Raw genomic sequence first — 24,405 nt, forward strand, 5'->3', positions numbered from 1 at the left:
GCCGGGATTTTTCTTTTTAGAAACAGAAGCTTAAAAGTTGTTTTTCCACATACGTAGTGCGGCAAATGCTTCCACGGGCGAAGCGTCGCTGGCCAGCTTGCCTTCCACCTTCAGGCTGTTCAGGATGGCCGGTTCGCGGTAGCGCAGGAAGGGATTCGTGGCTTTTTCCAAGGCTATGGTCGACGGCACGGTCGATAAACCCTGCTGGCGCTTTTCCGTGTCGATGGCAATGCGTTCCTGCAAGGCCACATTGCCCGGTTCGACGGCGTTGGCGAAGCGCAGATTGGACAAGGTGTACTCATGCGCGCAAAATACCTCGGTATCGTCGGGCAGGGCGGCCAGCTTGCCCAGCGAGTCGGCCATCTGGCCCGGCGTGCCTTCAAACAGGCGGCCGCAGCCGCCGGCAAACAGGGTATCGCCGGAAAACAGCCATGGTGCATCGCCTTGCTCCGAGCGCTGGCGCACGTAGGCGATATGCCCCTTGGTATGGCCGGGCACGTCGATGACTGTCATCTGCAAACCCAGCTCGGGCACATAGGCGACATCGCCTTCGGCAAGCGGTTGAGTGATGGTTGTGATAGCCTCATTGCGCGGGCCGAAGACGGGCACGGCGAAATGCTGCAACAATTCAGGTACGCCACCCGTGTGGTCGGCGTGGTGGTGCGTGAGTAAAATGGCGCACAAGGTCAACTGATGGGCTTGTAGCGCATCGAGGATGGGCACGGCATCGCCGGGGTCGACCACGACGGCGTCGCGGCCGTCATGGATCAGCCACAGGTAGTTGTCGGCAAAGGCGGGCACGGCAAGTACCGATAAAGCGTGTTCAGGGGAATGTGTCATGAGCAAAAGAGAAAACTGAATGGACAGTGTGGCATCCGAAAAATCCATTATAGCGCTTGACGGCTGGCTGCAGACGCCGGCCGGTCTGTATGTGCGCGCCTGGGAGCAGCAATGCCTCGACAGTTTGACCGTCGACATCTTCGGATTTAACGCCGTGCAGATTGGCTTGCCCCAGCTTGACGCGCTGGCGGCCAGCCGCATGCCCAGCAAATGGCTGCTCGATGCGCGCCTGCCATCGCGTCCGCCGCAAGAGAGCCGTTTGACCCTGGTGTCGGCTTTCGACGAACTGCCGTTCGATTCGCAGAGCCTGGATCTGGTGGTCTTGCCGCACGTACTCGAATTTGCCGCCGAGCCGCACCAGGTCTTGCGCGAAGTCGAGCGCGTGCTGATCCCCGAGGGGCGCGTGATCGTCTGCGGCTTCAATCCGGCCAGCCTGTGGGGCATGCGCCAGGGCATCGGAAGAGTCACGGGACGCCATTACCTGCCGCAGGCGGGTGAGCTGATCTCTATGCCGCGCATGAAAGACTGGTTAAAATTGCTGAACATGGGCGTCAGCCAAAGCCACTTCGGCTGCTACGCACCTGCCTGCAAGACAGAAAAATGGCTACGCCGCAACGCTTTCATGGACAAGGCCGGTGCGCGCTGGTGGCCATATCTGGGCGCAGTGTATATAGTGCAGGCGATCAAGCGCGTCAAAGGGATGCGTTTGATCGGTCCGGCGTGGACCAAGAAACCGGCGACGGCGCCCGCAGGCGCACCGGTCACGAATAAAAGGCGGGAACAGCAAGATGGATAAGGTTGAGATTTACGCCGATGGCGCATGCAAGGGCAATCCCGGCACTGGCGGCTGGGGCGCACTGATGGTGGCCGATGGCGCCAAGAAAGAAATTTACGGCGGGGAACTGAATACGACGAATAACCGCATGGAATTGAAGGCCGTGATCGAAGCCTTGACGGCGCTCAAACGCCCGTGCCAGGTGGTGTTGTATACCGATAGCCAGTACGTGCAAAAGGGCATCAGCGAATGGATCCACGGCTGGAAGGCACGCGGCTGGAAAACGGCGGCCAAGGCACCCGTGAAAAACGTCGACCTGTGGCAGGCCCTCGATACGGCCCAGGCCGTCCATGAAGTGGAATGGCGCTGGGTGCGTGGCCACAATGGCCATCCGGGCAACGAGCGGGCCGATGAGCTGGCCAACCTGGGCGTGGAGACCGTGCGCGCCTAAGAACGCCCAACCAAACCTACTGCGCGTCGCGCTTTGCGGCCTGTGATGCTCACCGTACTAGAGTACGGTTGCGCTTCTCGGCCACAAATCACTGCCGCTCGCTACGGTTTTGTTGGGCGTTCGAACATGTCTGGGTGCGATTGCAGCACACAGGTTTGCTATACTGTGCCCTTCGCTTTTTGCTTTTACGAATGAATCCGCCATGCGTCAAATTGTTCTTGATACTGAAACCACCGGCCTGAACCCGCGCACGGGCGACCGCATCCTGGAGATCGGGGCGGTCGAATTGAACAACCGCATGTTGACGGGGAATAATTTCCACCATTACATCAATCCCGAGCGCGACTCGGAAGAGGGCGCGCTGGCCGTCCACGGATTGACGACGGAATTCCTTAGCGATAAGCCGAAATTCGCGGAAATCGCGGAAGAATTCCGCACGTTTATCGCCGGCGCCGAATTGATTATCCACAACGCCCCGTTCGATATCGGCTTCCTCAATGCGGAGTTCAAGCGCCTGAACCTGCCGCCCGTGCATGAGCAAGTGCATGGCGTGATCGACACCCTGGTGCAGGCGAAGGAAATGCATCCGGGCAAGCGCAACTCGCTCGACGCCCTGTGCGATCGCTACGGCGTGTCGAACGCCCACCGCAAGCTGCACGGCGCGCTGCTCGACTCGGAATTGCTGGCCGACGTCTACCTGGCCATGACGCGTGGTCAGAACAGCCTGAGCATGGAAGAAGAAGTGGAAGTGGCTGCCGATGGCGGCGTCCTGGAAATCGTGCCCCTGGCCGAAGTCATCTTCCAGAGCGCCACGGCCGACGAGCTTGCCGCCCACGAAGCCACCATCGCCGGCCTCGACAAGGCCGCCAAAGGCCAGTGCATCTGGACCGCCGTCCTGGCGCCACCAGTGGCCGCCTGAGAAAAAAAGCGTGGCATGCTAAATTTCCTGTTGTCAGCCCTTGCAGATGCCGCAACACCTATGCGATAATTCGCCTCGCTTCGGGAGGTTAGCTCAGGGGTAGAGCACTGCATTCACACTGCAGGGGTCGCAAGTTCGAAACTTGCACTTCCCACCAAATTTTTCGTTTGTATTCAATGATTTAAGATTTCATATCTTGTCTGAATAGGAACTTGAGGCAAATATGGGGCAATGAGTTCTCGTCCATTGTCCAGCCCCAAACGATACGGCCGCTTCCTGCGGCCGTTTTCACGTCAAGAGAGTCCACAAGCTTAGCTTGCGGGCGGTTCCTCTCGACGGAATTGTTAAGCTAAACCAGCGCCAGACCTATTTGTTGCCAGCGGGGGCGGGGGCATTGCTGCGCCCTCCGCCGGATGGCTTGCCCGTTCCACTTGGCCACCCTCCGCCATTTCCTTGCCCACGGCCACCGCCAGCTGCCCCGCCGCCTTTACTGCCACTACTTTGGGAGCCACCACTACGGCCCCCGTTATTACCGCTACCTTTGCTCATTTTTATCTCCTTTCCGGATCACTGTAAGTTGCATCACTCTCCGGTAAAGTGATGCATTTCGAAAGCTTGGCCTACATAGGATGCCCCATGGAAGGTCGGTGCGATCCCGCTGTACTAGATTTTTGCCAGCGCGTCGATTTCCCTGGTAATCAACCGCGACTTCAGAGGTAGTATTGCGTGGGGTATCAGAGTCTTCGGGTCTCGCTCCCACTGCGGGGTATAGCCTACCAATTTTGCGTAGTGCGCGGCGTTGCTGCCCAAGCCTTCGTAGAACCGCTCGAACAATTCCTCTTCCTTCCGCTCTGAAAGTACCCGATATTGCGATTTGCAGAATGCACACACCTGTATGTAGAAGGGTATAAATAATGGCCCCGCCACGTACTTTGCCTGATCGAATGCAGTATTGAAGTGCGCGAGCGCAAGACCGGCATCACCGATAAACAAGGCATCTCGGGCTCGTGCCCATTCTTTGAGCCAGTTGGGGCCATTCGCTAACGTTGCGTGCGATGCCCCTTCGATGAACCTCTTATGTTCTTTTTCGTAAATTAGCTCCAGGCTGCTCGGAATGTCCATTGCAAGGTTCAGTGAGCCAGGTAGTGTCCTGATTCCGGCGAGCAGAGCTTGATAGCGGTTGGGCGCTTGCTGGGCGGAAACTTCGTGGCCAATTGGATAGTCGTTGAATAGCAGATCAAGCAAGTCGCTGCTAGGTATTGCGTGACTCTGATCAACCTGGCCGTGCGTCAGATGGCCTCTTGCGGGAGGCTCGAATGGTCCACAATCAGCCACATAGACATTGAGGTTGTGAGCGATCATGGCTGCAAACGCATGAGTCGCGAATACCTTTTCATGAATCGCCTTCGGCAGGTAGTAAGTCAGCGGTTGAAGGGTGGCGTAAAAAGTTTCCCACTTCATCCGGCTGTACTTGCGTAGCCGCTCGATTACCTGTTTGGACCGAGTATTGACCCCTTGGGAGGTGAAGTCACGGGTCCATACTTGCTCGTTGAGCGGTCCCTTTCGCTGAAATTCGTGGTACTGGTGAAGTTTATGCAGCGACGTACCGGTGATCTTGCAAGCAGCATCAGCGAATCCCTTCAAGGGCCACGGTTCATTCAGCGCCGCATCCGGCCAAGTATCGTCTGGTAACAACTCGCGGGTTAGAGTTCCCGTCAGCAAGCGAAGATCTTGATTGAGAAAACACTGATAACTGTACTTTTGACTCTGCGCATCGCAGGCGTACTCTCTGACAAACTCCCGGTAGTGGGCAAGCGCCGACACGTAAAAGCTGACCGCCAGTTCGGCTACGCCCCAGCGGGCGTAACGCTCATTGAGCAACACTATGATGTATTGGCGTAACTTTACATAGTCGTCGAGGGATTCAAAGTCGGTTTTGGATAGATGATTGACATAGCTTTGGATCGTTCTACTTTTTTTAACGCTCTGACTATCCTTTGGCGCGAACTGGGTAGTCACTGCGACCAAGTCGTCGAGGGATCCATACACGCCGTCCTCTTTTTTAATTGCATCGAAAGCTTGTCGCAACGCCGTACGCCGCTCTTGCTCGGTGGCCGTGACGTGGAAGGTGACGTCTTCGTTGTCGCTGTTCCACAGGCCCAGGCTATCGCATATGACCTTGTGCAGGTATCCTAGCGTCGGCAGTTGATTAGTAGTTGGCAGCATGTTTTTCCTTTAAAAGAAGTTGTCGCTATTCTACGGAGGTGACTACTTATTGCTAGGTATCAAAATCGCGATCGTGGTCAACACCTTGAATTTCTAGCTCTACTGCCACTCGTCTATGGTAATCCCCCCATTTTTAGATCGTGCTAAAAGTAGAGGTCAAGCGGGCAAGGCAAGCTTCTGTTTTGGTGTGATGCCGCCAAGTGCCATGTTGGGCCGGTCGTGACTGTAAGTCCACAGCCAGCGGGTTGCGAAATCCTGGATCACATCGAGCGTTTCAAGCAGGTGATGGGCCAACCAATCGTAGCGCACCGTGCGGTTATAGCGCTCGACATAAGCATTCTGTTGCGGCTGTCCAGGCTGGATGAAGTCGATGCGAATGCCGCGTTTGGCGTCCCAGGCCAGCGTCACGGCGCTGATATACTCCGGGCCGTTATCGCAGCGAATGTGGTTCCATTTAAAACCCTTCACGTTGCGCAAATACAGGAAGCACAGGCCAAAGCCCCAGTTGCGCTGGTTGTTGGTCAGGCGTACCAGCCAGTCAGCCACGACAGCGTTTTCCGCATCGAGCTTAGCGCGATAGCGATAGCAGATAGGGGCGCGACTTGACCTTCACTGCCAGGTTTCTTGAAAACTTGCCGTAAATGCTGATGCACCCCTGGAATAATTTTTGGAGAGCAACATGACATCGGCAATTGCTAGCTCGACAGCGTCTGCGTACACCGCGCCGGTGGCTGTCGTTACACAGCAGGTCAAGGCTGGAGGTATGGATAGCAATGGTGATCACGATGGCACCAAGGTCGCGGCTGCCTCGGGTGCCGTTGGCACGATAATCAACACCACCGCTTGAGCTTTGACAAGCTGATTGAAACGCTTGGGTAAGAATCCTCATTTGCGGGGAAGTGGTGCCACCCCTGGCAGGCGTGCGCCAATAAAACGACAGACAATACTGCTACGTTGCTGGCAAACAGGAGGCGCCATGTCCGACATCCTCGAATTATTGCAATGGCCCGCCATGGCCGCTTCGCTGCTGGCGGCCTGGCTGGTGGGTTCGCGCACCGCCGCGCGGCGCCTCGCCGGGTTCTGGGTCTTTTTGATCAGCAATGCGCTGTGGGTCTGCTGGGGCTGGCAAGACGCAGCCTGGGCCTTGATCGTGCTGAACGTTTGCCTGGCGCTGATGAATGTGCGCGGCATCGTCAAGAACGAGCGGGCGTGACGTCGCTCCCACTTGGATATTGTCAATATTGAATGCTTCATCAAGGCGACATACATGCCGTGCCGCCGTCCTGCACCCATTTCAAGGCGGAAAATGGCCGTTCGGGCCCGGCGCCATCAGATATTTGCTGTCTTATATAAGATTCGTCGCCATCGGATACACAAACAGCGGCAGGACAGTCTAAAATACGTGGTGGGCAAGCACGGCGTCACCGCCGGCACACTAGCCGTCCAAAGCAAGGCTAACCGTCCTGTGTTTGGAATGAAGAAAGTTAACCACCAGGCATCACCGCATACAAGGGAATGAACATGGCAACACAAAAATCCAAAATCATCTACACGCTGACTGACGAGGCGCCGCTGCTCGCGACGTATTCCCTGCTGCCAATTATCAAAAAATTTACCGCGCCGGCTGGCGTGGATATCGTCGCCACGGATATTTCGGTGGCGTCGCGTGTACTGGCCGAATTTCCCGAATTCCTGACGGACGCGCAAAAAGTCCCGAATACCCTGGCTGAACTGGGCAAATTGACCCAGAATCCAGACACCAACATCATCAAATTGCCGAACGTCAGCGCTTCCCAAGGTCAATTGATCGCTTGCGTGCGCGAATTGCAAGGCCGTGGCTACAAGCTGCCGGACTATCCGGAAGACGCGAAGACGGAAGAAGAAAAAGCCTTGAAGGCCCGTTACGGCAAGTGCATCGGCAGCTCGGTCAATCCGGTCCTGCGTGAAGGCAATTCCGACCGCCGCGCACCGAAGGCTGTCAAAGAGTATGCACGCAAGCACCCGCACTCGATGGGCGAATGGAGCCAGGCGTCGCAAACCCACGTCTCGCACATGCATCATGGCGACTTCTACCATGGCGAAAAATCGCTGACCCTGGAAAAGGCCCGCGATGTCAAGATGGAACTGGTCACCGCCTCGGGCAAGACCATCGTGCTGAAACCGAAGGTTGCGCTGAAAGCGGGCGAAATCATCGACAGCATGTTCATGAGCAAGAAAGCGCTGCTGGAGTTTTACGAGAAGGAAATCGACGACGCCTTCAAAACGGGCGTGATGTTCTCGCTGCACGTCAAGGCGACCATGATGAAGGTCTCGCACCCGATCGTCTTCGGCCACTGCGTGCGCATTTTCTACAAGGACGCGTTCGCCAAGCACGCCGAACTGTTCGACAAGCTGGGCGTGAATGTCAACAATGGCATGAGCAATCTGTACGACAAGATCGAGACCCTGCCAGCGTCGCAAAAAGATGAAGTGCTGAAAGATTTGCACGCCTGCCACGCGAATCGTCCGGAACTGGCCATGGTCGATTCGGCCAAGGGCATCACCAACTTCCATTCGCCGAACGACATCATCGTCGACGCGTCCATGCCCGCCATGATCCGTATCGGCGGCAAGATGTGGGGCGCCGATGGCCGTCCGAAAGACGTCAAGGCAGTCATGCCGGAATCGACTTTCGCGCGCATCTACCAGGAAATGATCGGTTTCTGCAAATGGCATGGCAACTTCGATCCGAAGACCATGGGCACCGTGCCGAACGTGGGCCTGATGGCGCAGCAAGCGGAAGAATACGGTTCGCACGACAAGACCTTTGAAGTGCCAGAAGGTGGCACCGCCAACATCACCGACCTGGAAACGGGCGAAGTGCTGCTGACGCAAACGGTCGAAGAGGGCGATATCTGGCGCATGTGCCAGGTCAAGGACGCGCCGATCCGCGACTGGGTCAAGCTGGCCGTCACCCGCGCGCGCAACTCGGGCATGCCTGCCGTGTTCTGGCTCGATTCCTACCGTCCGCACGAGAACGAAGTGATCAAGAAGGTACAGGTTTACCTGAAGGAGCACGACACGAGCGGCCTGGAAATCCAGATCATGTCGCAAACGCGCGCCATGCGTTACACGCTGGAACGCGCCTTCCGCGGCCTGGACACCATCTCGGTGACCGGCAACATCCTGCGCGACTACCTGACCGATTTGTTCCCGATCCTGGAACTGGGCACGTCCGCCAAGATGCTGTCGATCGTGCCGCTGATGGCCGGTGGCGGCATGTACGAAACGGGCGCCGGCGGTTCGGCACCGAAACACGTCAAGCAACTGGTGGAAGAGAACCATTTGCGCTGGGATTCGCTGGGCGAGTTCCTCGCCCTGGCCGTGTCGCTGGAAGACATGGGCATCAAGACGGGCAATGCGAAGGCCAAAATCCTCGCGAAAACCCTGGATGAAGCCACCGGCAAGCTGCTGGACAACAACAAGTCGCCATCGCCACGTACTGGCGAGCTCGACAACCGCGGCAGCCATTTCTACCTGGCCATGTATTGGGCGCAAGCCCTGGCTACGCAGAAGGACGATGCGGAACTGGCGGCGCACTTCGCGCCAGTGGCCAAAGCCCTGGCCGACAACGAAGAAAAGATCGTTGCCGAGCTGAAAGCAGTACAAGGCAAGGAAACGGATATCGGCGGCTACTACCTGCCCGATCCGGCGAAGACGGAAGCGGTCATGCGTCCGAGCGCCAGCCTGAATGCGGTGCTCGACACCATCTGATGCAGTCCTGAGAGGCAGTAAGTTCTTTACTGCCTGACAAAAAAACGCCGCCGGGAGTGATCTCGGCGGCGTTTTTCATTTCCCCTCAGTCTTATTTGTAGTGCTGGTAGACCGTAGTGCCATTGGCTTTCACCAGGAACACGTCGTAGGGATCGTTGCGCGGTCCTTCCATGCCCGGCGAGCCCATGGGCATGGCCGGCACGGCCAGGCCTTTCGCCTGGGGTTTCTCACGCAGCAGGCGCTTGATGTCGCTGGCGGGCACGTGGCCTTCGATGGCGTAGCCGTTGACGATGCCCGTGTGGCAGGAGCCGAACTGGTCGGGTATGCCGGCGCGCTGGCGATATTGCGCCGGCATCTCGACGTTCTTGGCGCGCACGGTAAAACCGTTCGCTTCCAGGTGCTTGACCCATGCGGTGCAGCAGCCGCACGAGGCGCTTTTGTAGACGTCGATGACGGGGCCGGCGGCCGTGGCGAGCAGGGGCAGGCCCAGCATGGCGGCGCAGGCGCCGCGCATGAGGATATGTCGGATCATGATGTTATCTTTCAAGTACTGAATCAATGGAGGATGGCCGTGGGCGCGATGCGCCAGGGGCGGCCCAGGTCTGGCGCCGGTCTCCGGCGTCGCGGCAAATCAGGCGCGCCGGGGCGGCCGGCGCGGGCCGTCGGGCACGAAACCCGCCAGCGGCGGGGTATCGGTCAGCGTCACGCTTTGCGCCCCGTCGCAGGCCGCAAGGGCGGGCGCGCTGGGTGGGGACATGCATGCGCCCATGCACGAGGCGGAACAGGCGCCGCAAACGGCATGCCGTTCGCCGGGCGCACTGTCTGTGCTATCCGTGCCGTCCATTTTTGGGGTTGCCTGAGCCTGGTGGCAAGCTGGCGCGCCGGCGTCCGTCGACAGGCTGTGCCGCGTTCCTTGCAGGCCGCTGGCGCAAGACAGGCGCATGCCCGCGGCCACCGCTTGCAGCGGCAGCAGCGTCATCAACATCAGGATCAGCCAGGTCTTGAGGAGTCGCATCATCGCGCAAAAGTATACCATGGCGCGGGCGGCCTGGTCTGCGTCTGCGATCAAACGCCCAGCGTGCGGCGGGCCACTGCCAGCGGTTTGCGCAGCACGTGGTAGATCAGCGGCGCCCAGCCGCCGTACAGTTTGGCCGTGCCTTTCAAGCCGATGCGCTGCAGCGGCTCGCCGGGCGCCAGGTCGGCCTTCAAATGATAGGCGACCACGCCCTCGCTGCTCAGCGTCGGCTCGTAGCTGGACTGGGTCAGCACGCCAGCGACGGTGCCCAGCGGCGCCACGTTCAGGTATAGCTTCACGTCCGCGCCCGGTTCCAGGCTGAGCGCATCGTCGACGGGCAGGCGGATGGCGATCTGCACCTTGGCCGGATCGGCCAGCAAGATGATGCGTTCGCCCGTCTGCACGGGTTTGCCCAGCCAGTCGTTCTGGTCCGAAAACACGGCGATGCCGGCTGCGGGCGCGCGCACCTGGATGCGGTCCAGCATGTCCTGCACGTATTGCGCTTCGGCCGATTTTTCTTCCAGGCGCGCGTTCAGCGAGGACAGGTCGGCCTTGCTGGCGCCGTCGCTGAACGATTTTTGCGTGGCGCGCAGGTATTCGGCCGCCGCCACCGCGCGCGACTTGGCCGCCACTTCGTTGCGGTTGCGCGCGCCCGTGTCTTCCAGCGCGAACAAGGGCGCGCCCGCCGCCACCATCTGGTTCGGCTTGACGAAGAAGCGCGCCACCACGCCGTCTTGCGGCGCGGCGATCAGCTTGGCGTCCTTGCCGATGATTTCGGCCGGCGCCAGCACCGTCAGGCGCATGGGAATGAGCGCCACCAGCGCGGCGGCCAGCCACAGACGCCTGGGTCGGGCTTGCAGTCGCGCCACGCTGTGGCGCCAGCCTGACGGCCGCGCGCGCCAGGCCCACAAGGCGTGTCCGTAAGCGCCGGCGAGGCGCTCGACCAGCGCCGTTTCGGCTTCGCCCGCCGCGCTTTCGAGCGATAGCCACAAGCCGCCGACGCAGCCGCCAACGGGTGTGGGCAGGGCGACCAGCAAGACGCTGTGCGCCGCCCATTCATCCCAGCCGTCCTGCAGGGCTTCCGGCAGCGCGTCGCGCGCCAGCTGCCGCGCCTTGCCCGGCGTGAGGCTGGGCGCCACGTGCCGCAGGGCCGCGTTCATCCATTGCCGGTAGGGCGAGTCGGCGGGCAGCTCGGCCAGGCCGGATACCAGCTTGAGCGATGCCAGGCCGGCAGCGTCGAGCCGCCATAGCACGGCCTGGCGGTAGGGCAGGATGCGCCAGGTGTCGTTGACGGCGATGAATTCGACGGCGTTTTCGCTGCCGGCCTGGCGCACATCCTGCTCGATCTGGAGCAGGGTGCCGATGCTGTGCAAATTGATCGATGATTCTGACAAGGGACTTCCTGGTGAGGCGTGGATGGGGCTGGTGCTCAGCGTTTGGGCGGTGCGAAGCTTGCCACGCCGCTCATGCCTGGCAGTAAATTATCGGGATTGCCCAGCACTTCGCCTTCGATTTCGATCGACTGGCTGACGGCGTCGACCCGGCCGTTGATGCGCTGTACCTTCGCCTCATAGGCCTTGCCCGTTTCATCGATCTGCAGCGTGAACGGCTGGCCCGGCTTGAGCCAGGACAGCCACAGCGAAGGCACGTTCAGCTGCACCTTGAGCTTGCGGTCATTGACGATTTCGATCAGGGGCTGGCCGATGTTGACGCTGGCGTACTGCTTGGCCAGCAAGCGGGTGACCCGGCCGGCGAACGGCGCGACAATAGTGCATTGCCGCAGTTGCGCCTGGTATAGCTGGATTTGCGCCCTGGATTTTTGCGCCGCCGCACCCGCCTGCTGCACGTCGATTTCGGCCACCGATTGCATCGATTGCAGCTTGACCTTCGATTCATAGGTTTGCTGGGCGCCGTAAAATTCGGCGTTGGCCATTTTCAGGTGGGCATCCTGCTCATCGCAATTAAAGCGCAGCAAGACCTGGCCGGCCTTGATGGTGCTGCCCAGCTTGACGGAGACCTGATCGATGCGGCCCGCCATCTGCGACGCCAGCACGCTTTCCTGGTCGGCCGCGACGAGTACCCGTATCGTCTTGTGCGTGTCGGCCGGGGCCGGCTTGGCCGCCGCCACCGGTGCCGCCTGGACGCCGGCCGACAGCAGGATAGCGAGCACTGCGGCGGTGCCGCCCAGGGTGCAATGGTACGCTAGGCGCATCAATTGCTCACCTGGCGGCGGCTGGCGGCGTCGCTGCGCAGCAGGCTGCTGATCTTGGCGGCCGCCGATTCCGCCGCCGCCTGGCCGAACACGGGCCAGGCCGAGGCCACGCTGTCGGGAATGGCCGAGCGGTAGGGGATGCTGGCCAGGGTCACGTCGCCGCGTTTGATCAACCACGTCACTTCGACCGAGCGCATGCCGGCGCTGGGCTGGCCCACGCTGGCCGTGGCGCTGATCACGGGCGTGTGCTCGCCGGCTACGCCCGTCACCGCCGCGCCGTGTTCCGGCAGGCGCGCGCGCAGCAGCGCTGCCAGGTCCAGGCCGCTGCCGGCCGGGGTGGCGATGTTGCCAAAAGTTACTTGCGGCGCAGGCAGCGCGCTGTCTGTCGTATGAAAACTGGTCTTGCGCCAGTCCTGGTCGGCCTTGGCCAGTTGTGCCGTGAAGGCGCTGACGCTGCTGCTCTGCGGCTGCTCGGGCAGCAAGTCGGCGCCCACCGAATTGGCCACGCGGGCATAGGCGCTCTGCAAGTTGGCCAGGGCGACATAGCGCTGCATTTCCGACAACGCGGCCCGCACTTCCGTGCGCAGCAATTCCATTTCCGATTCGGCGCTGGCCTTGGTGGCGGACAAGGTGTGCTGTTCGATGCGGGCGTCGACCTTGGCCGCCTGGCTGCTGACGAAGTAGTCGGCGCGTGCTTCCTGGAAGCGCTGGGTGGCGATGCGCACCTGGGTCAGCACGGCCATCGTCAGCGCGATGCGGCGCGTGTCGTCCAGCTGGGCCTGGCTTTCCTGGGCGCGCTTGGTGGCCGGGTAGGCGAAGGCGCGCATCAGGTTCAGCGAGACGGTGCTGCCAGCCTCGCCCCAGGTGTTATTGAGCAAGAACTTATTGCTGTCGCGGTTGCTCGACAGGTTCAGCTCGATGCCGGGCAGGAAGGCCAGCAGGGCCTTGCGTCCCTCCAGCACGGAGATCTTCTTGCGGTAATCTTCCTCGCGCAATTCCGGCCGGTTGTTCAGCGCCGCCAGGTCGAGCGCGTTCAAGTCGTCGAACGGCTGCAGTTTGCTCGTTTCCTGCTCTTCCTGGCCGGCGGACAAGGTTACCACGGTACCTGGACGCAGGTTGATCAGCGCGTTCAATTCGGACTTGGCCAGTATCAATTCCTGGCGCCGCGCCACGATTTGCTGGTGCAAGTCGAGCATGGCGCGCTGGTAGGCCAGCGCTTGCAGCGGCGGCAGCATGCGTTCCGTTTCCATGCGCTCGCTGCGCAGCAGGGCTTCCTTGACGCGGTTCAGCAATTCGTCCATGCGCGGCAGCGTTTGCTGGGCGACATAGGCGCGCCAGAATGCCTGGCGCACGTCTTGCGAAATATTCTGCACCACCTTGCGTTTGCGTTCTTCGGCAATCATCACTTGCACGGCTTGCTGCTGGGCGCGCGCATAGCTGACGCCAAAATCGAGCACGTTCCAGGCCAGCACCGCGTTCTGGGTGTTGCGCGTGCGTTCCTGGGCGCCCGAGAACAGATTGCTTTCCACGCCCGTGGCCAGGTCGACCGAGCGCGAACCGGCATCGTTGCTGCGCGAACTGTAGCCGGCCGCCACGGTCAGGCGCGGCAGCATGTCATATTTTGCCAGGTCGAGTTGGCTCGACGCCATGCTTTGCTCCATCGAGCGCAGCCGGTAATCGTAGTTGTACTTGAGGGCGCGGGCGAACGCTTCGTGCAGCGTGACCTCGCCGCTGACCGGTTCGACATCCTTGAACAGGGTCTCCACATCGTTGCGCGCGCGGACGTTGCGGGTTTCCGCATCGATCGGCTCGGGCAGAACGCTGCAGGCGCTCAGCATGGCGCCCAGCACGATGGCCAAGGGCAGGCGGCGCAGGGTTGCCGGGGGGACGGTGCGGGTGACACTGGTAAAAAAAGTCATCGATGGTGCTCCTGGGTTATGAAGTCTTGTCATGTGTTGTGTCGATTACCTATAGTTGCGCCAGATGGCGCAAGGTAGCGCCGGCATCGCGGGAAAAACGTTGCGCTTCGCGCGCCAGCTGCCCGCTCATGGCGCCTGCGGGCGCCTCCTGTGGCGCTTCCGGCATGGCATCCTGTCCCGCATCGCGCAGGGCCGCCAGGACCGCATCGGGCAGGGCGCTCGTGTCGTCCATCGCCGCCGCGCCGTCGGCATGCCGGGACAGTCCGAGCGCCAGCAGCAGATTTTTGCCCGACAGGCTGGCCTGTGGCGGCGTGGCGGCGGGCGCACCGCCGCGCAGCTTGAAGATGGACTTGACTTCGTTGCCCTTGGCATCCTTGGCCACGACCTCGATTTCTAGCGTTATGCTCTGGCCCGACGGCGGCGTGCCGCTGAAGGTGCCGCTGAGTGGGTCGAAGCGTATCCAGGCCGGCAGGGGGCTGCCGTCGACGAGGCGGGCCGTCAGGGTCGGCGTGCTGCCGTCCGTGCTGACGAAGGTGTCGCGCGGAATCGACAGGCTCAAGCCTTGTCGCATATTCAGCGAGACATCGGCGATTTCCCGGTTCAGTATCAGCGCGGCGCGCACGGGAGGCAGCGGCGTGTAGGCGACGTCAAGCGCCGGCGCGGCGCGGAAGTGTTCATCTTGTTGGCCACTGGCGGCATCGACCACGGCGGCCAGCGGCGACATGCTGAGCTGGCCGAGCGCGGCATCCCTGATGGGCGGCGCGGCGACCGTCACGACAGGCGGTGCGGCCTCCGGCACGGAGGGGATGGGCAGGGGCGGACGCCTCGTCTCGGGCAGCGGCGGCGCCAGCACGTTCAGGGTCAGGGCGCGCGAAGCAATGCCGGTGTTGCCGGCGGCATCCGTGGCGCTGGCCGTGATCTGGTGTGCACCCAGGGCCAGCACGGTGCTCAGGCTCCAGCGGCCGTCGGCGTCGGCGCGTACCGTGCCGATCACCACCCCGTCGCTGCGCACGGTGACGATGCTGTTCGCTTCGGCATTGCCGCCGAGGACAGGCGTGGTGCTGGTGGTCGAGGCACCGCCGCTGGCCAGTTGCGGCGTGTCGGCGGCGGCGGGCGCATTGGCGTCGATGACGAGGTTCAGCGCGCCCGATGTCGCACTGGCGTTGCCCGCGTTGTCCACGGCCCTGGCTGTCAGGGTGTGGCTGCCGTCGCCCAGCGTGCTGCTGGTGATGCTCCACACGCCGCCTGTGGCGATGGTGCTGCCCAGCACGGTGACGCCGTCCGTATCGTACAGGGTGACGGTGCTGCCGGCCTCGGCGCGGCCGGTGATGGTAGGACGGTTGACATTCGTGACGCCGTCGCTGTTCGAGGCGCCGCTGTCGCTGGCGCTGCTCAGCACCGGCGTCGTCGGCACCGCGCCGCTGGCGTTGTCGATGGTGATGGCCAGCGCACTGGAAACGGCGCCGGCATTGCCTGCCGCATCCACCGCCCTGGCAGTCAGGCTGTGGCCGCCCGTGCCCAACGTCGTGCTGGTGATGCTCCACACGCCGCCCGTGGCGACTGTCGTGCCCAGCACGGTGACGCCATCCGTATCGTACAGGGTGACGGTGCTGCCGCTTTCGGCGCGGCCCGTGATGGTCGGACGGGTGACATTCGTGATGCCATCGCTGTCCGAGGCGCCGCTGTCGCTGGCGGCGTCCAGCACGGGCGCCGGTGGCGCGGCCGGGGCGCTGGTGTCGATGCTGATGGACAGTAGACTGGAGGCGGCGCTGGTGTTGCCGGCCGTATCCGTGGCTTTTACGCTGAGGCTGTGGCTGCCATCACCCAGCGTGCTGCTGCTGATGCTCCACACGCCGCCCGTGGCGATGGTGCTGCCCAGCACGGTGACGCCGTCCGTATCGTACAGGGTGATGGTGCTGCCGGCCTCGGCGCGGCCCGTGATGGTCGGACGGGTGACATTCGTGACGCCGTCGCTGTTCGAGGCGCCGCTGTCGCTGGCGGCTGACAGCACGGGGGCCGGTGGCGCGGCCGGGGCGCTGGTATCGATGCTGATGGACAGCAGACTGGACGCGGCGCTGGTGTTGCCGGCCGTATCGGTCGCCTTGGCGGTCAGAGTGTGGATGCCATCACCCAGCGCGCTGCTGGTGATGCTCCACACACCGCCCGTGGCGATGGTGCTGCCCAGCACGGTGACGCCGTCCGTATCGTACAGGGTGACGGTGCTGCCGCTTTCGGCGCGGCCGGTGATGGTCGGACGGTTGACATTCGTGACGCCGTCGCTGTTCGATGCGCCGCTGTCGCTGGCGGCTGCCAGTACGGGCGCCGGTGGCGCGGCCGGGGCGCTGGTGTCGATGCTGATGGACAGCAGACTGGACGCGGCGCTGGTGTTGCCGGCCGTATCCGTGGCTTTCACGCTGAGGCTGTGGATGCCATCACCCAGCGTGCTGCTGGTGATGCTCCACACGCCGCCTGTGGCGATGGTGCTGCCCAGCACGGTGACGCCGTCCGTATCGTACAGGGTGATGGTGCTGCCGGCCTCGGCGCGGCCCGTGATGGTCGGACGGGTGACATTCGTGACGCCGTCGCTGTCCGATGCGCCGCTGTCGCTGGCGGCGGCCAGCACCGGCGCTGGTGGCGCGGCCGGGGCGCTGGTGTCGATGCTGATGGATAGCAGGCTGGACGCGGCGCTGGTGTTGCCGGCCGTATCCGTGGCTTTTACGCTGAGGCTGTGGATACCATCACCCAGCGTGCTGCTGGTGATGCTCCACACGCCGCCCGTGGCGACTGTCGTGCCCAGCACGGTGACGCCATCCGTATCGTACAGGGTGATGGTGCTGCCGCTTTCGGCGCGGCCCGTGATGGTCGGATGGGTGACATTCGTGACGCCGTCGCTGTTCGAGGCGCCGCTGTCGCTGGCGGCGGCCAGTACGGGCGCCGGTGGCGCGGCCGGGGCGCTGGTGTCGATGGTCAGCTGCAGGCCGCCCGAGACGGCACTGGCGTTGCCGGCGATATCGACTGCTTTGGCCGTCAGGGTGTGCGTGCCCTGGGCCAGCGTGCTGCTGGTGATGCTCCACACGCCGCCCGTGGCCACTGTCGCGCCCAGCACGGTGACGCCGTCGTCGTCGTACAGGGTAATGGTGCTGCCGTTTTCTGCCGTGCCGCTGATGGTTGGCGTGGTGACACTGGTGATGCCATCCGCATTCGACGCGCCGCTGTCGCTGGCCGCGTCCAGGGTCGGCGTGGCGGGCGTGCCCGGCGCCGTGGCATCGATGCTGATGACCAGTTGGCCGGAGGCGGCGCTGACGTTGCCGGCCTTGTCGGTGGCTTTGACGGTCAACCTGTGCTCGCCGTCGGCCAGCGCGCTGCTGGTAATGTGCCACTCGCCGCCCGTGGCCACGGTCGTTCCCAGCACGGTGACGCCATCTTCGTCGTACAGGGTAATGGTGCTGCCTGCTTCGGCCGTGCCGCTGATGGTTGGCGTGGTGACACTGGTGATGCGATCCGCATTCGACGCGCCGCTGTCGCTGGCGGGATCGAGTGTGGGCGTGGCGGGCGCGGCCGGCGCGGAGGTGTCGATGGTGACGGAGAGTTGGCCGGAGGCGGCGCTGATGTTGCCGGCCGTGTCGGTGGCCTTGACGGTCAGCCTGTGCACGCCGTCGGCCAGCGTGCTGCTGGTGATGCGCCATGCGCCGCCCGTGGCCACGGTCGTTCCCAGCACGGTGACGCCATCGTCGTCGTACAGGGTAATGGTGCTGCCGTCTTCGGCCGTGCCGCTGATGGTTGGCGTGGTGACGCGGGTGATGCCATCCGCATTCGATGCGCCGCTGTCACTGGCCGCGTCCAGGGTCGGCGTGGCGGGCGCGGCCGGCGCGGAGGTGTCGATGGTGACGGAGAGTTGGCCGGAGGCGGCGCTGATGTTGCCGGCCGTGTCGGTGGCTTTGATGGTCAGTCTGTGCACGCCGTCGGTCAGCGCGCTGCTGGTGATGCGCCATGCGCCGCCGGTGGCCACGGTCGTTCCCAGCACGGTGACGTCATCGTCGTCGTACAGGGTAATGGTGCTGCCGTTTTCTGCCGTGCCGCTGATGGTTGGCGTGGTGACACTGGTGATGCGATCCGCATTCGATGCGCCGCTGTCGCTGGCCGCGTCCAGGGTAGGCGTGGTGGGCGTGGCCGGCGCCGTGGCATCGATGGTGATGACCAGTTGGCCGGAGGCGGCACTGATGTTGCCGGCCTTGTCGGTGGCCTTGGCGGTCAACCTGTGCTCGCCGTCGGCCAGCGCGCTGCTGGTGATGTGCCATGTGCCGCCCGTGGCCACGGTCGTTCCCAGCACGGTGACGCCATCGTCGTCGTACAGGGTGACGGTGCTGCCGTTTTCTGCCGTGCCGCTGATGGTCGGCGTGGTGACGCGGGTGATGCGATCCGCATTCGACGCGCCGCTGTCGCTGGCGGGATCGAGTGTGGGCGTGGCGGGCGCGGCCGGCGCGGAGGTGTCGATGGTGACGGAGAGTTGGCCGGAGGCGGCGCTGATGTTGCCGGCCGTGTCGGTGGCCTTGACGGTCAGCCTGTGCACGCCGTCGGCCAGCGCGCTGCTGGTGATGCGCCATGCGCCGCCCGTGGCCACGGTCGTTCCCAGCACGGTGACGCCATCGTCGTCGTACAGGGTAATGGTGCTGCCGTCTTCGGCCGTGCCGCTGATGGTTGGCGTGGTGACGCGGGTGATGCCATCCGCATTCGATGCGCCGCTGTCACTGGCCGCGTCCAGGGTCGGCGTGGCGGGCGCGGCCGGCGCGGAGGTATCGATGGTGACGGAGAGTTGGCCGGAGGCGGCGCTGATGTTGCCGGCCGTGTCGGTGGCTTTGACGGTCAGTCTGTGCACGCCGTCGGTCAGCGCGCTGCTGGTGATGCGCCATGCGCCGCCCGTGGCCACGGTCGTTCCCAGCACGGTGACGCCATCGTCGTCGTACAGGGTAATGGTGCTGCCGTCTTCGGCCGTGCCGCTGATGGTTGGCGTGGTGACGCGGGTGATGCCATCCGCATTCGATGCGCCGCTGTCACTGGCCGCGTCCAGGGTCGGCGTGGCGGGCGCGGCCGGCGCGGAGGTGTCGATGGTGACGGCCAGTTGGCCGGAGGCGGCGCTGATGTTGCCGGCCGTGTCGGTGGCTTTGATGGTCAGTCTGTGCACGCCGTCGGTCAGCGCGCTGCTGGTGATGCGCCATGCGCCGCCGGTGGCCACGGTCGTTCCCAGCACGGTGACGCCATCGTCGTCGTACAGGGTAATGGTGCTGCCGTCTTCGGCCGTGCCGCTGATGGTTGGCGTGGTGACGCGGGTGATGTCATCCGCGTTCGATGCGCCGCTGTCGCTGGCTGCGTCCAGGGTAGGCGTGGCGGGCGCGGCCGGCGCGGAGGTGTCGATGGTGACGGAGAGTTGGCCGGAGGCGGCACTGATGTTGCCGGCCTTGTCGGTGGCCTTGGCGGTCAACCTGTGCTCGCCGTCGGCCAGCGCGCTGCTGGTAATGTGCCACTCGCCACCCGTGGCCACGGTCGTTCCAAGTACGGTGACGCCATCGTCGTCGTACAGGGTAATGGTGCTGCCCGCTTCGGCCGTGCCGCTGATGGTTGGCGTGGTGACACTGGTGATGCGATCCGCATTCGATGCGCCGCTGTCGCTGGCGGCATCGAGCGTGGGCGTGCCTGGCGCCGCGATACTGGTATCGACCGTGACGTTCAGCGTGGCGGAGGCGGCGCTGGCATTGCCGGCCACGTCGGTGGCGACGGCGCGCAGGGTGTGCCCGCCATCGGCCAGCGACGAGGTGGTGATGTGCCAGAGGCCGCCGGAAACCACGGTAACGCCGAGCACGGTGACGCCGTCGCTGTCGTACAGGGTGACGATGCTGCCGTTTTCGCCGCTGCCGTTGATGAGCAGGTTGCCAAACTTGGTGACGCCGTCCGAACTCGACGCGCCGCTATCGGTGGTGGCGTCCAGCGTGAGTGCGGCCGGCGCGGCAGGCGCGCTGGTATCGATGGTGACGTTCAGGGTCGTCGAGGCGGGGCTGGTATTGCCGACGACGTCAAACGCCCTGGCGCTCAGCCGATGCAGGCCCTGGCCCAGCGCGCTGCTGGTGATGCTCCACACGCCGCCGGTGGCCACTGTCGTGCCCAGCACGGTGGTGCCATCTGTGTCGTACAGCGTCACAATGGCGCCGGCTTGGGCGGTGCCGCTGATGGTTGGCGTGCTGACGTTGGTGATGCGGTCCGCATTCGATATGCCGCTGTCGCTGGCGGCATCGAGCGCGAGCGCGGCAGGCGCCACGCCCACGGTGGCGATCGTGACGGAGAGTTGGCCGGAGGCGGCGCTGACGTTGCCGGCCGTGTCGCTGGCCTTGACGGTCAGCTTGTGCTCGCCGTTGGCCAGCGCGCTGCTGGTGATGCTCCATACGCCGCCCGTGGCCACGGTCGTGCCCAGCACGGTGACGCCGTCGGTGTCGTACAGGGTGACGGTACTGCCCGCTTCTGCCGTGCCGTTGATGGTTGGCGTGGTGACGCGGGTGATGCCATCCGCATTCGATGCGCCGCTGTCGCTGGCGGGATCGAGTGTGGGTGTGGCGGGCGTGGCCGGCGCGGAGGTGTCGATGATGATGGAGAGGGCGCCCGAGAGGATGCTGGCATTGCCAGCGGCATCGACGGCCTGGGCTTTCAGGTTGTGTACTCCGTTGCTCAGCGCGCTGCTGGTGATGCTCCATGCGCCGCCCGTGGCCACGGTCGTGCCCAGCACGGTGACGCCATCGGTGTCGTACAGGGTGACGCTGCTGCCGTTTTCTGCCGTGCCGCTGATGGTTGGCGTGGCGACATTGGTAATGCGGTCGCTGTTCGAGCTGCCGCTGTCGCTGGCGCTGTTGAGTACCGGTGTCGATGGCGTGGCGATGGCCGTGTCGAGCGTGACCGTCGCTGAGCCGCCGGCCGTGCCGATATTGCCAGCCACGTCGGTGATGCGCGCCGTCAAGACCTTGCTGCCGTCGGCACCCAGGCCGCCGCTGCTGACGCTCAGGTCGATATAGCCGTCGCTGATGTTCGTGCTGGTAAGCGTGGCGCGCACCCGCGTGCCAAAGGCGGCGCCAGCGAGCAGCAGTTCGGCCACGTCGCCGACCGCGGCGTTGGTGCCGGCCAGGCTGACGCGTACGGTCGGGTTGCTGATATTCGTGATGCCATCGGCGTTCGAGCTGCCGCTGTCGGAGGCGTCGGCCAGCACGATAGGATTGCTCGGCGTGCCTGGCCGCGTCGTGTCGAGCGTGAGGTTCATCGTGCCGCCGGCCGTGCCCACATTGCCGGCCACGTCGGTGAGGCGCGCCGTCAGGACTTTGGCGCCGTCGGCGCCCAGGCTGCCGCTGACCACGGTCAGGTCGACATAGCCGTTGCTTATATTGGTGTTGCTCAGGGTGGCGCGCAGTGGCAGGCCGAAGGAGTTGCCGCCCAGCAGCAGTTCCGCCGTGTCGCCGGCCACCGCATTGGTGCCTGCCAGGCTGATGCGCACCGTCGGATTGGTGACGCTGGTGCGCCCGTCCGAATTCGAGCTGCCGCTGTCGGAGGCGGCGCCCAGCACGATCGGATTGCTCGGCATGCCCGGCGCGGTGGTGTCGAGCGTGATCGTCAGTGAACCGCCGGCCGTGCCCACATTGCCGGCCACGTCGGTGATCTTCGCCGTCAAGACCTTGCTGCCGTCGGCGCCCAGGTCGCCGCTGCTGACGCTCATATCCACATAACCGTCGCTGATATTGGTGCCGTTCAGCACCAGGCGAACAGGTGTACCCAGCGAGGCGCCGCCCAGCAGCAGTTCCGCCGTGTCGCCGGCTGCGGCGTTGGTTCCTGCCAGGCTGATGCGTACCGTCGGATTGGTGACATTGGTGCGCCCGTCCGCATTCGAGCTGCCGCTGTCGGAAGCGGTGCTCAGCACGATAGCGTTGCTCGGCATGCCCGGCGACGTCTTGTCGATGGTCACGTTCAATGCGGCGCTTTTGCTGCTGCTGAGCGCACCGCTGGCCGAGGTGGTGATGGCGTACACATTGTAGGCGCCATCGGCCAGGCCGCTGGTGCTCAAGCCGCTGACGCTCCAGCTACCGTTGTTGACGGTGGCGGTGGCGGTGGCCTCGGTGCCGGCGTCGTACAGCCCGTTGTTGTTGGCGTCGATGAAGACGCGCACCGTGCTGGCGCTGTCGCCGGCGGCACTGCTGCCGCTGAAAGTGAGGCTGCCGGCGTTGGTCTTGTTGTCGGTATTGCTGCTGCCGCTGTCGCTGCCGGCCGCCAGGTCGGGCGCACCCGGTGCGGCGGGCGTGACGTTGACGGTGATGATGCGGTCCACGGTGCTGACGCCGTCGCTGACGCGGATGGTGAAGGTATCGGTGCCGGCGTAGCCCGCCGTCGGCGTGTAGGTGATGGTGCCGCCAGGCGTGATGTCGGCGCTGCCCGAGCTGCCGGTGGCGCCGCTGAAAGAGAGCGTGCCGTGCAGCGGTGCCTGGGACTGGGTCCAGGTTTCCGTCTGGCCCACGTCGACATCGTTAATGTGCAGCAAACCCTTGATGTCGGTGGCGCCCCCGTTCTGGGCCACGGTCAGCGCAGTGGTCGCGCCGACGAAGACAGGCGCCGTGTTGACGACGCCGGCGCTGATGTTGCTCATCGTCATGGATTCGAAATTGATTTCGCTGGCCGAACCGCCGTCGCCGCCATGATCGGTGGTCTTCCACAGGCTGATGGTGATGCTGACCGAGGCCACGTTGGCGTAATTATAGGGCGTGCCGCTGTTGATCAGCGAGCTCAGCGATTGAACCGTGGTCGACAGGGTCAACGTGGGGCCAGCCATTTGCAAGGTGGCGATGGTGTTGCCGGAGGCGTCGGCCAGCACCACGACCAGCTGGTCGACGGTGCGGGTGTTGAGGCCGGCGCCACGCGAGGTGACGCTGAAGCCAAAATCTTTGAACGTGAAAGTCTTGGCGACAGTGCTGCCTTCCGCCTTGAATACGGCGGTGACGCTGCCGCCATCGGTCGCCGAGGCAGGATTGCTGGCATACAGGATGGTGCCGTCCTGGGCCAGGAAGTCGCTGACTTTCAGTTTGTCGGCGAGCGGACGGAAACCGCCGCTGGCAGAGCCATAGGTGCCGCCGAAATCATAGGTGCCGTCGGCGGTGCCATTGCCAGTCAGCAGCAAACCGGCGTAGTCGGCCAGTGCGCGTTCGCTGATCGCCTTGTCGGCCTCGATCTGGCCCGTGTGTTTTTCCAGGACCCAGTTGCCGCCCAGCGCGGCAGCGCCGGTGGAATCGGTCGACGCGGCCACGTCGGCACCGGTCAAGGCGGCCAGGCGGTTGACAAAGTGCTCGCCCGTGGGATTGTTGGCAACGTTGCACCCAAACAACAGGATGTCGCCGCCGCTGCGCAAGGCGCCGCCCCAGGTGGCCAGCGCGCTTTGGTAGCGGTCGATGTTGTTATCCGACAGGACGGACGAGCCGAGAATCACACGCCCGGTACTGCCTTCGGAAATGATCTGGATGCTCTCCAGACCGTGGCGCCCCTTGAGGGCGTCGGCGATCTGTTGCACGCCGTCGCGGTTTTTGTCGAGCATGACGACTTCGACGCCCGGTTTCAGGCCGGCCAGCAGCGCTTGCGGATTGCTCACCGAGGCATCGACAAAGACGATGGTGCCGGGGCCGGCCGCCTTGGCCGCGGCTTCGGCAGGTGCCCGTTCCGGCGCCAGCGCCGCGCTGCGGGCGGCTTCGGCGGAAGCGCGTCCCGCATCGATGGCCCTGCCGGCGATGGCCGGCTGGTGCAGTGCGCCGGCGCTGCCGTCATGCGGCTCGGTCAGCGTGGCGGCTACCGCGCCATCAAAGACGATACGTGTTTCCAGTGCCAGCATGCTGCGTGCCGGGCGCAGGCGCGGTCCTTGCGCGGCCCTGGCGGGCGGCGCTGCGGCGGTCACGGAAGAGAGGGCACTTGGGGCGTCGTATCGTTTCATCGCAGCTTCCTTTGCGCTGCCCGGACGGTTCGCATCACGTCGCGACAGCAGGGGATAAAATGTTTAAAAGTACCAGATTGGCGCCAGGGAGAAGGCGGCAATTACATTTATTTATATTAACTATCACTAATAATCACTGATTATCACCAATAATCACTGTTTTATTAAAAGAATATGATTATTTCTTTATATATTGTAACTGCTTAGTGGCAATATTTGTCAACTTGGTGTCGTTTTTTTTGCGCACGATTAAACGCGACAATGGAAATATCAAATAAATATTTCGAGATATGCATGA

General features: G+C 63.4%; 13 protein-coding genes, 1 tRNA gene and 1 pseudogene. 6 read left to right on the forward strand and 9 right to left on the reverse strand.

All coding sequences use genetic code 11. The features are described 5' to 3' along the window. Window positions 1–30: 30 nt before the first annotated feature. The gene (gene gloB, locus ACP7EG_RS06120) at window positions 31–840 is read right to left on the reverse strand and encodes a hydroxyacylglutathione hydrolase (protein ID WP_426086867.1); all 810 of its coding nucleotides are present in this window, start codon (window positions 838–840) and stop codon (window positions 31–33) included. A 19-nt stretch (window positions 841–859) separates the two neighbouring features. Between gloB and ACP7EG_RS06125 the strand changes: the two genes are divergently transcribed. From ACP7EG_RS06125 to ACP7EG_RS06140, 4 genes are all read left to right on the forward strand, one after another. After that, complete coding sequence (locus ACP7EG_RS06125) at window positions 860–1,636, forward strand: class I SAM-dependent methyltransferase (protein ID WP_096235741.1); 777 nt, start codon at window positions 860–862, stop codon at window positions 1,634–1,636. Further along, the gene (gene rnhA, locus ACP7EG_RS06130) at window positions 1,629–2,066 is read left to right on the forward strand and encodes a ribonuclease HI (protein WP_071076881.1); all 438 of its coding nucleotides are present in this window, start codon (window positions 1,629–1,631) and stop codon (window positions 2,064–2,066) included. Before ACP7EG_RS06125 ends, rnhA begins: the two co-directional genes overlap by 8 nt. A gap of 202 nt (window positions 2,067–2,268) precedes the next feature. Next, window positions 2,269–2,985, forward strand: a complete 717-nt coding sequence (dnaQ, locus tag ACP7EG_RS06135; protein ID WP_426086868.1) for a DNA polymerase III subunit epsilon — start codon at window positions 2,269–2,271, stop codon at window positions 2,983–2,985. A gap of 82 nt (window positions 2,986–3,067) precedes the next feature. Then, window positions 3,068–3,142: transfer RNA gene (locus tag ACP7EG_RS06140), tRNA-Val, on the forward strand. A 506-nt stretch (window positions 3,143–3,648) separates the two neighbouring features. Here ACP7EG_RS06140 and ACP7EG_RS06145 read toward each other — a convergent pair. Both ACP7EG_RS06145 and ACP7EG_RS06150 read right to left on the reverse strand, forming a co-directional pair. Continuing rightward, window positions 3,649–5,211, reverse strand: coding sequence for a hypothetical protein (locus ACP7EG_RS06145; protein WP_426086869.1), 1,563 nt, complete (start codon window positions 5,209–5,211; stop codon window positions 3,649–3,651). A gap of 156 nt (window positions 5,212–5,367) precedes the next feature. After that, window positions 5,368–5,799: pseudogene (locus ACP7EG_RS06150) on the reverse strand (integrase core domain-containing protein); the annotation flags it as partial. A 388-nt stretch (window positions 5,800–6,187) separates the two neighbouring features. On the opposite strand from ACP7EG_RS06150, the gene ACP7EG_RS06155 reads away from it, so the two are divergent. Both ACP7EG_RS06155 and ACP7EG_RS06160 read left to right on the forward strand, forming a co-directional pair. Further along, complete coding sequence (locus tag ACP7EG_RS06155; RefSeq protein ID WP_099763532.1) at window positions 6,188–6,424, forward strand: hypothetical protein; 237 nt, start codon at window positions 6,188–6,190, stop codon at window positions 6,422–6,424. 308 nt (window positions 6,425–6,732) lie between these two features. Then, window positions 6,733–8,964: an NADP-dependent isocitrate dehydrogenase gene (locus ACP7EG_RS06160; protein ID WP_426086870.1), complete on the forward strand. Its 2,232-nt coding sequence runs from the start codon at window positions 6,733–6,735 to the stop codon at window positions 8,962–8,964. Between the two features lie 91 nt (window positions 8,965–9,055). Here the strand turns inward: ACP7EG_RS06160 and ACP7EG_RS06165 are convergent, their stop codons facing one another. The 6 genes from ACP7EG_RS06165 to ACP7EG_RS06190 all read right to left on the reverse strand — a co-directional run bounded on the left by ACP7EG_RS06165 (window position 9,056) and on the right by ACP7EG_RS06190 (window position 24,107). Then, entirely contained in the window at window positions 9,056–9,496 is a 441-nt protein-coding gene (locus ACP7EG_RS06165; protein ID WP_071077044.1) for a DUF411 domain-containing protein, read from the reverse strand. A gap of 99 nt (window positions 9,497–9,595) precedes the next feature. Then, entirely contained in the window at window positions 9,596–9,982 is a 387-nt protein-coding gene (locus tag ACP7EG_RS06170; RefSeq protein WP_426086872.1) for a hypothetical protein, read from the reverse strand. Between the two features lie 47 nt (window positions 9,983–10,029). Continuing rightward, window positions 10,030–11,373 (reverse strand): HlyD family efflux transporter periplasmic adaptor subunit, encoded by a 1,344-nt coding sequence (locus tag ACP7EG_RS06175; RefSeq protein ID WP_071076932.1) that lies wholly within the window; start codon window positions 11,371–11,373, stop codon window positions 10,030–10,032. Window positions 11,374–11,408: 35 nt separating this feature from the next. Beyond that, a complete protein-coding gene (locus ACP7EG_RS06180) occupies window positions 11,409–12,191 on the reverse strand; it encodes an efflux RND transporter periplasmic adaptor subunit (RefSeq protein ID WP_426086873.1) in 783 nt (260 codons plus the stop codon). Beyond that, window positions 12,191–14,110, reverse strand: a complete 1,920-nt coding sequence (locus ACP7EG_RS06185) for a TolC family protein (protein WP_426086874.1) — start codon at window positions 14,108–14,110, stop codon at window positions 12,191–12,193. The genes ACP7EG_RS06180 and ACP7EG_RS06185 overlap by 1 nt, the downstream gene beginning before the upstream one ends. A gap of 49 nt (window positions 14,111–14,159) precedes the next feature. Continuing rightward, window positions 14,160–24,107 carry an Ig-like domain-containing protein gene (locus tag ACP7EG_RS06190; RefSeq protein WP_426086875.1) on the reverse strand — a complete coding sequence of 3,316 codons (9,948 nt, stop codon included), beginning with the start codon at window positions 24,105–24,107 and terminating at the stop codon, window positions 14,160–14,162. Window positions 24,108–24,405 lie beyond the last annotated feature (298 nt).

Origin of the sequence: Janthinobacterium sp. PSPC1-1 (assembly GCF_049897625.1) — a bacterium.
Taxonomy (GTDB): domain Bacteria; phylum Pseudomonadota; class Gammaproteobacteria; order Burkholderiales; family Burkholderiaceae_D; genus Janthinobacterium; species Janthinobacterium tructae.

Coding starts and splice junctions, on each gene's coding strand:
- gloB (WP_426086867.1), bottom strand. CDS start 840: ATGACACATTCCCCTGAACACGCTTTATCGGTACTTGCCGTGCCCGCC.
- ACP7EG_RS06125 (WP_096235741.1), top strand. CDS start 860: ATGGACAGTGTGGCATCCGAAAAATCCATTATAGCGCTTGACGGCTGG.
- rnhA (WP_071076881.1), top strand. CDS start 1,629: ATGGATAAGGTTGAGATTTACGCCGATGGCGCATGCAAGGGCAATCCC.
- dnaQ (WP_426086868.1), top strand. CDS start 2,269: ATGCGTCAAATTGTTCTTGATACTGAAACCACCGGCCTGAACCCGCGC.
- ACP7EG_RS06145 (WP_426086869.1), bottom strand. CDS start 5,211: ATGCTGCCAACTACTAATCAACTGCCGACGCTAGGATACCTGCACAAG.
- ACP7EG_RS06155 (WP_099763532.1), top strand. CDS start 6,188: ATGTCCGACATCCTCGAATTATTGCAATGGCCCGCCATGGCCGCTTCG.
- ACP7EG_RS06160 (WP_426086870.1), top strand. CDS start 6,733: ATGGCAACACAAAAATCCAAAATCATCTACACGCTGACTGACGAGGCG.
- ACP7EG_RS06165 (WP_071077044.1), bottom strand. CDS start 9,496: ATGATCCGACATATCCTCATGCGCGGCGCCTGCGCCGCCATGCTGGGC.
- ACP7EG_RS06170 (WP_426086872.1), bottom strand. CDS start 9,982: ATGATGCGACTCCTCAAGACCTGGCTGATCCTGATGTTGATGACGCTG.
- ACP7EG_RS06180 (WP_426086873.1), bottom strand. CDS start 12,191: ATGCGCCTAGCGTACCATTGCACCCTGGGCGGCACCGCCGCAGTGCTC.
- ACP7EG_RS06185 (WP_426086874.1), bottom strand. CDS start 14,110: ATGACTTTTTTTACCAGTGTCACCCGCACCGTCCCCCCGGCAACCCTG.
- ACP7EG_RS06190 (WP_426086875.1), bottom strand. CDS start 24,107: ATGAAACGATACGACGCCCCAAGTGCCCTCTCTTCCGTGACCGCCGCA.